Origin of the sequence: Amycolatopsis sp. NPDC005961 (assembly GCF_040629235.1) — a bacterium.
Taxonomy (GTDB): Bacteria; Actinomycetota; Actinomycetes; order Mycobacteriales; family Pseudonocardiaceae; genus Amycolatopsis; species Amycolatopsis camponoti.
In genome coordinates this window covers 1-10,951 of record NZ_JBEXVF010000134.1, presented here as the reverse complement: position 1 = coordinate 10,951, position 10,951 = coordinate 1, and the positions used below count along the sequence as shown (strand labels likewise).

The 10,951-nt window shown below is 70.0% G+C and carries 9 protein-coding genes and 1 tRNA gene; 9 read left to right on the top strand and 1 reads right to left on the bottom strand.

The features are described from left to right. Positions 1-17 precede the first annotated feature (17 nt). Positions 18-90, bottom strand: a tRNA-Gly gene (locus tag ABZ342_RS48300). Positions 91-279: 189 nt separating this feature from the next. Here ABZ342_RS48300 and ABZ342_RS48295 point away from each other — a divergent pair. The 9 genes from ABZ342_RS48295 (at position 280) to ABZ342_RS48255 (ending at position 10,653) form a co-directional block, all read left to right on the top strand. Beyond that, positions 280-1,821 (top strand): sigma-70 family RNA polymerase sigma factor, encoded by a 1,542-nt coding sequence (locus ABZ342_RS48295; protein ID WP_360488668.1) that lies wholly within the window; start codon positions 280-282, stop codon positions 1,819-1,821. Between the two features lie 113 nt (positions 1,822-1,934). Continuing rightward, on the top strand, positions 1,935-2,375 hold the full coding sequence (locus ABZ342_RS48290) for a DUF983 domain-containing protein (protein WP_155548404.1): 441 nt from the start codon (positions 1,935-1,937) through the stop codon (positions 2,373-2,375). Between the two features lie 39 nt (positions 2,376-2,414). Continuing rightward, positions 2,415-3,275 (top strand): DNA-formamidopyrimidine glycosylase family protein, encoded by an 861-nt coding sequence (locus ABZ342_RS48285; protein ID WP_360488665.1) that lies wholly within the window; start codon positions 2,415-2,417, stop codon positions 3,273-3,275. A 292-nt stretch (positions 3,276-3,567) separates the two neighbouring features. After that, entirely contained in the window at positions 3,568-4,893 is a 1,326-nt protein-coding gene (locus tag ABZ342_RS48280; RefSeq protein ID WP_360488662.1) for a histidine kinase, read from the top strand. A gap of 64 nt (positions 4,894-4,957) precedes the next feature. Continuing rightward, positions 4,958-5,803 carry a S49 family peptidase gene (locus tag ABZ342_RS48275; protein WP_360488659.1) on the top strand — a complete coding sequence of 282 codons (846 nt, stop codon included), beginning with the start codon at positions 4,958-4,960 and terminating at the stop codon, positions 5,801-5,803. Positions 5,804-5,960: 157 nt separating this feature from the next. Beyond that, positions 5,961-7,355, top strand: coding sequence for a carbohydrate-binding protein (locus ABZ342_RS48270; RefSeq protein ID WP_360488656.1), 1,395 nt, complete (start codon positions 5,961-5,963; stop codon positions 7,353-7,355). Between the two features lie 92 nt (positions 7,356-7,447). Continuing rightward, positions 7,448-8,284 carry a LytTR family DNA-binding domain-containing protein gene (locus ABZ342_RS48265; protein WP_196425823.1) on the top strand — a complete coding sequence of 279 codons (837 nt, stop codon included), beginning with the start codon at positions 7,448-7,450 and terminating at the stop codon, positions 8,282-8,284. Positions 8,285-8,298: 14 nt separating this feature from the next. Next, positions 8,299-8,832: a hypothetical protein gene (locus ABZ342_RS48260; protein ID WP_155548409.1), complete on the top strand. Its 534-nt coding sequence runs from the start codon at positions 8,299-8,301 to the stop codon at positions 8,830-8,832. Positions 8,833-8,862: 30 nt separating this feature from the next. After that, positions 8,863-10,653, top strand: coding sequence for a cation acetate symporter (locus ABZ342_RS48255; protein ID WP_155548410.1), 1,791 nt, complete (start codon positions 8,863-8,865; stop codon positions 10,651-10,653). Positions 10,654-10,951 lie beyond the last annotated feature (298 nt).

The window sequence follows — 10,951 nt, the reverse complement described above, 5'->3', positions numbered from 1 at the left end:
CACGGCCCCTGTCCCTGAGCGGATGACGGGATTCGAACCCGCGACCCTCACCTTGGCAAGGTGATGCGCTACCAGCTGCGCTACATCCGCACTGCGTTGCTGTTGGGATGAACTCTATACCAACGGAAAACTGCTCCGATGAGCGGGTCCCCCGGTGCCCTGACCCGGTGCTTCGGTGTCACAGCTGGCGTACAAGGGGTGACGACGGCTGATTCCCTCCGTATGGTGTCCCCATTCGACCGAACGGGGAGAACCTTCGGGGAGGAGGTGCCGGGCCGGATGACCGAGCTGGGCACGGTGCCGCCACCAGCGGCCTCGGAATCCGACGAGCAGGCACTGCTGCAACGACTTCGAAACGGCGAAGACGCCGCGTTCGGGGAGCTGTTCGAGCTGCACGCCGCCGCCGTCCGGAGACTGGCGCAGAGCCTGGCTTCCGACCGGTCCGAGGCCGAAGACATCACCGCGGAGACGTTTTTCCGCGTCCTGCAGGCCCTCCGCCGTGGCTCCGGCCCCAGGGACTACGTCCGCGCCTACCTCCTGACCGTCGCCCGCCGGGTCTCGTGGGAGTGGCACGGTGCCCGCCGCGACGTCCCCGTGTCGGACGACGAGCTGACCTTCCGCGCCGGGGCGGGTGCCGATACGCACGCCCGCACGGCCGAGCACACCCTGATCACGACGGCGTTCACCAGCCTGCCCGAGCGCTGGCGGACCGTCCTGTGGCAGACCGAGGTCGAGGGTGAGCAGCCCGCCATGGTCGCCACCCACTTCGGGCTGAGCGCGAACGCCACCGCGGCGCTGGCCCGGCGGGCCCGCCAAGGCCTTCGTGCGGCGTACCTGCAGGCACACCTTTCGGTGAACCGCGGGCCGGACTCGTGCCGCGCGGTCGTCGAAAAGCTCGGCGGGTTCACCGCGGGCAGCGTCACCGGCGCCGAAGCCGAGCGGATCAAGGCGCACCTGCACGGCTGCCCGTCGTGCCGCGCGACCCAGGACGAGCTGCGCGACGTCTGCTCGTCGCTGCGTGCGCACGCCGGCGTGCTGGTGCTGCTGGTGCCGGCGGCGGGTGCCGCGGCGAGCGGCGGCGGCGTGCTGACCGGGCTCGGCGCGACGCTCAAGGGCGTGCTGGTCGGGTCGAAGGTCAAGGTCGGGCTCGCGCTGGCGTCGACCGCGGCCGTGGGTGCCGTGGGCGTCGCCGCCGGTCCCGTGCTGTTCGGGACGACGCCGGTGCAGGACGTCGGGCTGACCGGCGGCGCGCCCGAGCTCGTGGTGGTGCCGCCGACCGAGTCGCACCAGCAGCCGCCCCCGCAGCCACGGCAGGACCCGCGAATCGGCATCGGCGTGCTCAACGGCCGCGGCACCGGGGTCGCCATCCCGGCTCGGCAGCGCACCGGCAGCCGTCAGCTGGGCGTGAACGAGGTGCCGTCGATACCGGCGGGCGACGTCCCGGCCGGCGGCGTCGGCACCGGGACGGACCCGGGCACGAACGGCGAGACCCCGCGCGAGGACCTGTCGTCCTCGACCTTCAGCGCGCCCGACCACCCGGAAACCTCGCCGCGGCTGGACTCGACCACCACCGAGATGACGAAGTCCAGCGACGAGACGGTGCCGGAGAGCGCCAACGCGCCCGAGCTGTCGCCGGAGAACACGACGACGACCACGACGGTGCCGGTCAAGCCGGAGCCGACCGCCGGCGAGCCGTCGTCCACCGAGCCGTCGACCACGGTGACGCCGACGTCGGGGAAGCCGTGGCCGAGCCGGGCGTCCGGCGTCACTGGTTCGGGCGAATCGGCGGATTCGACGTCCGCCACCTCGCCGGCTCCCTGAACTGCGCTGATCATCTTCGCCGGGTGGGATGTCCGATTCCTCCCTCGCGCGGGCGAGCCCGGGCACGGTACCGTTGTGCTGCTCACCCTGCGGGCGCCCCGGGAGGCAACTGAATGAACCGGCTGGTACGCGGCGAAGACGGCCGCGACTGGGTGGTCCGTGCCCAGATGGAATGGCGCGCTCCGGCGACGGCCGACGACTTCGAGCACGACGTCGCCGGCAGCTACGGTCCCGGCATCGCGATGATCGTGGTCACCGCGCTGCTGGCCGTGATCCTCGTCGTGTGGACGCCGAACGAGGTCAACATCCCCGCGTGGGTGCTGCTGGCGCTGCTGCTCATAGTGCTTTTCTTCCCGCTGCGCTGGATCCTGCGCCGGCCGTGGACGGTCGTCGCGGAGACCGAGGGCGACATGACTGGCGACCGGCCGTCCGAGCGCTGGGTCGGCACCATCCGCGGCATGTTCACCGTGCAGGGTGAGGTCAAGAAGATCTCCAAAACGATCCAGCGCCACTCGCTGCCGGACTTCGACGGGCCACTGCACCCGGTCGAGTAGCCGGTACCGGAAATCGGTCGAAGGGGTGAAACTGGGGGCATGCCCGAACTGCCCGAGGTCGAAGCCCTGGCGCACCACCTGCGCGAGAACGCCGTCGGCCGGACGATCTTCCGCATCGATGTCGCATCGCTCAGCGTCCTGAAGACGGCGACCCCGCCGTGGACCGACCTGCACGGCCGCGAGATCACCGGCGCGACCCGGCACGGCAAGCACCTCGACGTCGTCGCGGGGGACCTGCACCTGGTCGTCCACCTGGCCCGCGCGGGCTGGCTGCGCTGGTCCGACGGCCTGGCGGCGGCGCCGCTCAAGCCGGGCAAGGGCCCGATCTCGCTGCGCGTGCACCTCGAGTCCGCGACCGGGCCCGGCTTCGACCTCACCGAGGCGGGCACGAAGAAGGGCCTCGCGGTGTGGGTCGTGAAGGACCCGCAGGAGATCGCGAGCGTCGCGCGCCTCGGTCCGGACGCCCTCTCGCTGGACGCCGTGCAGCTGCGCGAGCTGTTCGCCGGGAAGAACACGCGGCTGAAGTGGGCGCTGACCGACCAGTCGCTGATCGCCGGCATCGGCAACGCGTACTCCGACGAGATCATGCACCGCGCGAAGCTCTCCCCGTACGCGACGATCGGCAAGCTCGACGACGGCGCGCTGGAGACCCTGGCCGAGGCGATCGTCGAGATCGAGGCGGACGCGGTCAAGCGCTCGGTCGGCCAGAAGGCCGCGCGCCTGAAGGGCGAGAAGCGCTCGGGCCTGCGCGTCCACGCGCGCACCGGCCTCCCGTGCCCGGTCTGCGGCGACACGATCCGCGAGATCTCGTTCGCCGACAAGTCGTTCCAGTACTGCCCGACCTGCCAGACGAACGGCAAGCCGCTGGCCGACCGCCGGATGTCGCGGCTGCTCAAATAGCCGGGTGACATCCGTGGTCACCACGTCACGCACCGGGATTCCCCCGATCGGCCGCACGCGCTGTGCCGTCGGCCGTCCAACCTCCGGCGGTGCCGTGATCGCCGTCAGCGAAACCGGCCTCTTCCTGGCACTTTCCCCGGATCCGGTGGAACAGGACGCCCCTCCAGCGTGTTGCGGACAGTGATCGGCCGGCCGGTCAACCGACTCTTAGTAGGGTCACTCCAACCCTCGGTCATCACAGTTGGACAGAAAGTGGGATCAGGCCTTGCACCCGGTTGGTCGAGCGCAGAGCATGGACGCCGTGTCCGGGTTTCCGCTTGTGCAGGTCGTCCCCTGGGGGGTCGCGGTCCTGCTCGGCATCGTGGTGATCATCCTGCTCGTGAAGCAGCGCAAGCCGGCGAGCGTGGTGGAGGACGCCATGCTGCAGGCGGTCCACCGGATGTCGAAGGCCGCGCCGAACCTCCGGTCCGGCCTGGACGAGGACGCCGCCGACAAGATCACCACCCAGCTGCTGCAGATGCTCGACTGCGTCGCCGTGGGCATCACCGACAGCGAGGGCACGCTGCTGTCCTGGGACGGCGAGGCGAACGAGCACTACGTCGACCTCGTCGACGCGATCGGCGCGGCCATCCGCAAGCACCGCCGCGAGGTCGTCGCGCACGACCGGATGCCCTGCAACCACCGTGGCACCTGCCGGATGAAGACCGCCGTCATCGTGCCGCTGCTGGTCGAGGGCGAGACCGAGGCGGCGCTGATCGTCGTCGGCCGCACCCGCGGGCGGCTGGTGCAGATGGCCGACGCCGTCGCCCAGTTCGTCTGCACGCAGTTCGAGCTGTCCCGGCTCGACGAGTCGAAGCAGCAGCTCCAGCAGGCGGAGATCAAGGCGCTGCGCGCGCAGATCTCGCCGCACTTCGTCTACAACGCGCTCAACACGATCTCCGCGCTGATCCGCACGGACCCCGAAGAGGCGCGAGAGCTGCTTCAGGACTTCGCCGACTTCACGCGCTACTCGTTCCGCTCGTCGGGCATGTTCACGTCGCTCGCCGAGGAGCTGCGCAACATCGACCGCTACCTGACCATCGAGAACGCCCGCTTCGGCGGCCGGCTCGAGGTGCGGATGAAGATCGCGCCCGAGGTGCTCAGCGTCGTCGTGCCGTTCCTGATCATCCAGCCGCTCGTCGAGAACGCGGTCAAGCACGGCCTGGCCAGCAAGCCGAGCGGCGGCTGCGTCACGGTGATCGCGCAGGACCACGGCACCGAGGCGCTGATCAGCGTCGAGGACGACGGCATCGGCATGGACCCGCGGCGGCTGAAGGACGTCAAGAACGCGCACAGCACCGGCGCGCACGTCGGGCTCGGCAACATCAGCCAGCGCATGCAGCAGGTATTCGGCAACGACTACGCGGTGATGGTCGAGACCGCGCCCGGCGCCGGCATGAAGGTGACGCTGCGGGTGCCGAAGTTCGTCCCCGGTGTCCGCCCGAACATGCCGGACTACAGCTCCGAAAACGACACCGCGCCGGCGGACGTCCCGTCGCAGGGCGGCCCGGCCCAGCTCAACGGTGCCGAGGTGAACGGCGTCAACGGCACGCGCTCCGGCATCCTCCCCATGGGCTGAATCCCGCTGTGACATCCGGGGCTTCGCCACCCGGACCCCCGGAAAATCCGGCTAGCCTGGCGTTATGAGCGTTACGGACAAGCTGGCTTCGCGGATCCCGGTGCTCGCCGACCGCGTGGAGCGCAAGGACGTCGTGGCCGTGGTGAAGCTGCACGGCGTGATCACGCCGTCGCCGTCCCCACTGGCCAGGGGCGCGATCAACCTCGCCACCGTCGAGACGGCGCTGACCAGGGCGTTCGGTCACGAGCGGCTGAAGGCGGTCGCCCTGCTGATCAACTCGCCGGGCGGCGCGCCGACGCAGTCCGGGCTGGTCGCGGAGCGGATCCGGCAGCTGGCCGACGAAAAGGGTGTCCCGGTGCTGGCGTTCTGCGAGGACGTCGCCGCGTCGGGCGGGTACTGGCTGGCCTGCGCGGCGGACGAGATCTACGCGCACCGGACGTCGATGGTCGGCTCGATCGGCGTGATCAGCGGCGGCTTCGGGTTCACCGGCCTGCTCGAACGCTTCGGCATCGAGCGACGGCTGCACACGGCGGGCGCGAACAAGTCCCGGCTCGACCCGTTCTCGCCGGAGAAGCCCGAAGACGTCGAGTGGCTGAAGAAGATGCACAGCCAGCTCCACGAGCTGTTCGTGAGCTGGGTGAAGGAGCGCCGGGGCGACCGGCTGACCGAGGCCGAGGACCTGTTCACCGGCGACGTCTGGCTCGGCGCGAAGGCGCAGGAGCTCGGCCTGATCGACGGCGTGGGCAGCCTCCGCCAGATCATCACCGAGCGCTACCCGGACGCCGACATCTCGGTGGCGGAGCCGAAGAAGGCCCTGCTCGCGCGCCTCGGCATCGGCGCCCCGGCCGCGGCGTCGGCGGTACTGGACGCGGTGACGCAGAAGGCGGCGTGGTCCCGGTTCGGCCTCTGAGTCCGCTGTCCGGTTTGAGTACTTCCGGGCAGACTTTGTGACCTGAATCACTCTTCCTGCGTAACGCCTCTGGAAGTGACGTGGGGCGTCGGGTTTCCTCGTGAACGGGCTTTGTTGCGATCGGCAACAAATCCGGACGACGAGGAGGTCGTACCCGATGCCCCACTCCCCAAGATTCGCCATCGGTGCCGTGCTGGGCGCCGCGCTCATCGCGGTCCCGTTGACCCTGCCCGCCGCCGCGTCCATCCCGCCGCCCGACTCGGGCTGGACCACCGTCTTCGCCGACGACTTCACCGGCGGCGCGAACACCCTGCCGTCGGGCTCGAACTGGATCATCGACACCGGCCACGCCTACCCCGGCGGCCCCGGCAACTGGGGCACCGGCGAGATCCAGAACTACACGTCGAGCACGGCGAACCTCGCCCAGGACGGCGCCGGCAACCTCCGCATCACGCCGTTGCGCGACGGCTCGGGCAACTGGACGTCCGCGCGGATCGAAACCCAGCGCACCGACTTCAAGCCCCCGGCCGGCGGCGTCCTGCGGATCGAAAGCCGGATCCAGATGCCGAACGTCACCGGCGCGGCCGCGCTCGGCTACTGGCCCGCGTTCTGGGCCCTCGGCGGCCCCTACCGCGGCAACTGGTGGAACTGGCCCGCGGTCGGCGAGTTCGACATCATGGAGAACGTCAACGGGATCAACTCCGTCTGGGGCGTCCTGCACTGCGGCGTCAACCCGGGCGGCCCGTGCAACGAGACCACCGGCATCGTCGCCAACCGCGCCTGCCCCGGCAGCAGCTGCCAGTCGGCCTTCCACACCTACCGCTTCGAATGGGACGCGAGCGTCAGCCCGCAGGTGTTCCGCTGGTTCGTCGACGGGCAGCAGTTCCACTCGGTCAGCCAGAACCAGGTCGACGCGACCACGTGGGCGAACATGACCAGCCACCAGGGCTACTTCGTGTTGCTGAACGTGGCGATCGGCGGCGCGTTCCCCAACAACAACTCCGGCACGACCACGCCGGGGCCGGGGATCGTGCCGGGCCGTCCGATGGTCGTCGACTACGTGACGGTCACCACCCGTGGCTCCGGCGGCGGGACGACCACCACCCCGCCGACCACCACGACCCCGCCGGGGAACGGCGGCGGCAGCGCGTACAGCACCATCCAGGCCGAGTCGTACACCCAGCAGAACGGCCTGGCCAAGCAGACGACCACCGACAGCGGCGGCGGCCAGAACATCGGCCCGGCCGGCAACGGCGACTGGGCGCTCTACCCCGGCGTGGACTTCGGGAGCACCGCGGCGACGAACTTCCAGGCGCGCGTGGCGTCCGGGGCCGCGGGCGGGGTCAGCGGCCTGGTCGAGGTCCGGCTGGACAGCCTGTCCAACGCCCCGATCGGCAGCTTCGCCGTCGGCAACACGGGCGGCTGGCAGAGCTGGCGGACCGTCCCGGCGAACATCAGCGGGGTGACCGGCGTGCACAACGTGTACGTCACCTTCACGAGTGGCCAGCCCGCCGACTTCGTGAACCTCAACTGGTTCACGTTCGTGCATTGATAGCGAGGGACCCCGCTGGTGGCGGCGTCACCGGCGGGGTCCCGCCACTTCAGGCAGACGGGGGCTGGACATTGCACTCGGCAATGGGCAGGATGCGTTTCACTGTGAGTGCTCACGATGACACCCGGAAGCTCGTGGTCCTGGCTGTGGACGACGAGCCTCGAGGTCTGGACGAACTAGTCCACTGCCTGCGCAACAGCCCCCACGTCGCGAAGGTGTTCCCGGCGATCGACGCGTCGGAGGCGCTGCGGCTGCTGTCGACCGACGACCCGAGACTACGCGACCGCAAGGAGCGTGGCCTGCCGATCGTCGACGCCGTCTTCGCCGACATCGACATGCCCGGGTTGTCCGGGATGGAGATGTCGCGCGTGTTCGCCGCGCTCCGGCCCTCGCCCGCGCTCGTGTTCGTCACGGGGCACGCCGAGGAGGCGGTCAACGCCTTCGACCTCGGCGCCCTGGACTACGTGCTGAAGCCGTACCAGCAGGACCGCCTCGACCGCGCGATCACGCGCGTGATCGAGAAGCTGGCCTCCGCCGCGGCCCCGGCGCCCGGCGCCCTCGGCGGCGAGCCGGGCGTGAAGAACGACGACGAGGTCATCCCGGTCGAGCTGGCGGGCACCACCAAGCTCATCCCGCGCTCCTCGGTCCGCTGGGTCGAGGCGCAGGGCGACTACGCGCGGTTGTTCACCACCGAGGGCAGCCACCTGGTCCGCATCCCGCTGGCCCAGCTCGAAGAGCGCTGGGAGAAAGCCGGATTCGTCCGGATCCACCGGTCGTTCCTGGTCGCGCTGCCGCTCATCACCGAGCTGCGGATGGGCCAGGGCGGCTACCAGGTCGTGATCGGCAACGAGGAGAAGGTGCTGCCGGTGAGCCGGCGGCACACCCGGGCGCTGAAGGACCGGCTGGTCGGCTCGGGCCGGAACGGCTGAGCCGGGGACCGGTCATGACCGACGACTTCTACGAGCGCCGCGCGAACGGCGTGCGAGAGCCCGATCCGACACTCGGCCGGCGCGTCCGCCAGCAGCGGCCGCTCCCGCAGCCGACGGACCAGGCCGTCGTCGAGCCGCTTCCGCCGGCGCCCGAGGACGAGCCGTCGCCCAAGCCGGAACACCACACGCGGCCCAAGCGCGAGCGGGTGATCCTCAACGACCAGCGTCGCGGCAGCGGTAGCCTGCGTGCCCGCGTCGAGCTGGAAGAGCAGACCAGCTGGGGAAAGCTGCTCGTGAAGGACCACCTGGTCAAGGTCCAGCTGCGGACGGCGCTGCTGCTGTCCGGCCTCGTCGTCGTCGTGTTCGGTTCGCTGCCGGTGCTGTTCTACCTCGTTCCCGGGTTCTCCCGATTGAGCTTGGTCGGCATCCCGGTGGCCTGGCTGATCCTCGGCGTCCTGCCGTTCCCGTTCCTGTTCGGCGTGGGCATCTGGTACAACCGCCTGGCCGAACGCAACGAACGCGCTTTCGTGGACATGATCGAAAACTAGTTTCCGCACGACTCGTGCGAGGATTCCCCCGTGCAGCTGAACCCGTGGGCCTTGACCGGCATCGTGCTGGTCGCCGTGGTGACGTTCTTCCTCGGTCACCGCTCTTCGCGTTCGGCCACGAGCACGCACGACTTCCTGGTCGCCCGGCGGACCGTGCGGTCCCGCCGCAACGCCGCCGCGATCTCCGGTGAGTACCTGTCCGCGGCATCGTTCCTCGGCATCGCGGGGATCGTGCTCAAGGACGGCGCCGACGCGCTGTGGTTCCCGATCGGCTTCACCGCGGGTTACCTCGCCCTGATGCTCTTCGTCGCGGCGCCGCTGCGGCGCTCCGGCGCGTACACGCTGCCCGACTTCGTCGAGATGCGGCTCGGCTCGAAGGGCCTCCGCCGGTTCTCGACGGCGTTCGTCGTGTTCATCGGGATCCTCTACATGGTCCCGCAGCTGCAGGGCGCGGGCCTGACGCTGGCGACGATCCTGCCGGTGCCGGTCTGGACCGGCGCCATCGCGGTGATGATCGTGGTGGCGTTCAACGTGATCGCCGGCGGCATGCGCGCGATCACCGTCGTCCAGGCCTTCCAGTACTGGCTCAAGCTGTTCGCGATCTCGGTGCCCGCGTTCGTGCTGTGCATGGTCTTCTTCGCCGGCGGCGGCCCGGACGGCTTCCGTCCCCTCGGCGCGGCCGCACCGCCGGTGTTCACCAGCGACACCACAGTGGACGTCCAGACCGACGTCACCCTGCACGTCACTTCGGACACCTTTCTGTACGCGTACGGCCGCACCGACAACGGCCCGGCCGCCGGTCCGACGCACTGGACCCCGCTGGCCCCGCACACGGTTTCCGAAGGCACCACGCTGAAGTTCCTGGCCGGCACGCCGGTGCCGGTGGTCAGCGATTCGGTCGCCGACAACGCGAACTGGCTGCACCCGGGGTCGGGCAGCCTCACCGACCTGCTCCAGACGTACTCGCTGATGTTCGCGACGTTCCTGGGCACGATGGGCCTGCCGCACGTGCTGGTCCGCTTCTACACCAACCCCGACGGCAAGGCCGCGCGCCGCACCACCGTGCACGTCCTGCTGCTGCTGGGCCTGTTCTACCTGTTCCCGACGCTGCTGGGCGCGCTGTCCCGGATGTACGTCCCGGAGCTGCTGGTCACCGGCAAGACGGACGCGGCGATCCTGCGGTTGCCCTCGGCGATGCTGCCCGGGGTCGGCGGCCAGATCCTCGGCGCGGTCACCGCGGCCGGCGCGTTCGCGGCGTTCCTGTCCAGCACGTCCGGGCTGCTGGTGAGCGTCGCCGGGGTGGTGTCGACCGACCTGCTGCCCGGCCGGGTCCGTGACTTCCGCGTCGCGACCGGGCTGGTCGCGCTGTTCCCGATCGCGCTGGCGGTCGCGCTGCGGCCGGAGGACATCTCGCTGTCGATCGGGCTGACGTTCGCACTCGCGGCGTCGACGTTCAGCCCGTTGCTGGTGCTGGGCATCTGGTGGCGCAAGCTGTCCTGGCCGGGTGCGCTGGCCGGGATGTTCGTCGGCGGCGGTCTCGTGCTGGCCGCGCTGATCGTCAACGTCGTGAGCGGCTACACCGGCGGCTGGGCGCCGTGGTTCGTCAACCAGCCGGCGCTGATCACCGTGCCGGTCGCCTTCGTGACGACGTACTTCGTCAGCCGGGCGACCGGGTACGGGCGCCCGGACCACGTGCACGACATCATGCTGCGGCTGCACGCCCCCGATCCGCTCGGTTTCATGCGGGACAGGGCGGTCGCGCGATTCGGACAAGCCGAAGAAAAGACGCGAATCGCCGGTCGGGGTAGGCACCGCAAGTAATGCGCTGACAGTCAGTAAGAAAGTATTACCCGATCGAGGGATTACGAGCTACACAGCTGACCCATACGTTCCGTTGGTTTCTACCAGTACGACCAGTACGAAAAAACGGGAAGGTGGAGATCCGCTGTGAGCAGCACCGAACACGACGTCGGTGGCGCGGAGCCGCAGACCGACTGGGAGAGCATCCAGGGGAGTCCCGAATTCACGGACCTGCGCCGCCGATTGCGGGTGTTCGTGTTCCCGATGACCGCGTTGTCCGGGCCCAGGGCCTCCACCAGCTCCGCCACCCGGTGGTGCG

Bases quoted from the DNA above. Each gene is read 5' to 3' on its own strand.
- ABZ342_RS48275 (WP_360488659.1), top strand. From the start codon at position 4,958: ATGAGCGTTACGGACAAGCTGGCTTCGCGGATCCCGGTGCTCGCCGAC.
- ABZ342_RS48280 (WP_360488662.1), top strand. From the start codon at position 3,568: ATGGACGCCGTGTCCGGGTTTCCGCTTGTGCAGGTCGTCCCCTGGGGG.
- ABZ342_RS48290 (WP_155548404.1), top strand. From the start codon at position 1,935: ATGAACCGGCTGGTACGCGGCGAAGACGGCCGCGACTGGGTGGTCCGT.
- ABZ342_RS48265 (WP_196425823.1), top strand. From the start codon at position 7,448: ATGCGTTTCACTGTGAGTGCTCACGATGACACCCGGAAGCTCGTGGTC.
- ABZ342_RS48295 (WP_360488668.1), top strand. From the start codon at position 280: ATGACCGAGCTGGGCACGGTGCCGCCACCAGCGGCCTCGGAATCCGAC.
- ABZ342_RS48260 (WP_155548409.1), top strand. From the start codon at position 8,299: ATGACCGACGACTTCTACGAGCGCCGCGCGAACGGCGTGCGAGAGCCC.
- ABZ342_RS48285 (WP_360488665.1), top strand. From the start codon at position 2,415: ATGCCCGAACTGCCCGAGGTCGAAGCCCTGGCGCACCACCTGCGCGAG.
- ABZ342_RS48270 (WP_360488656.1), top strand. From the start codon at position 5,961: ATGCCCCACTCCCCAAGATTCGCCATCGGTGCCGTGCTGGGCGCCGCG.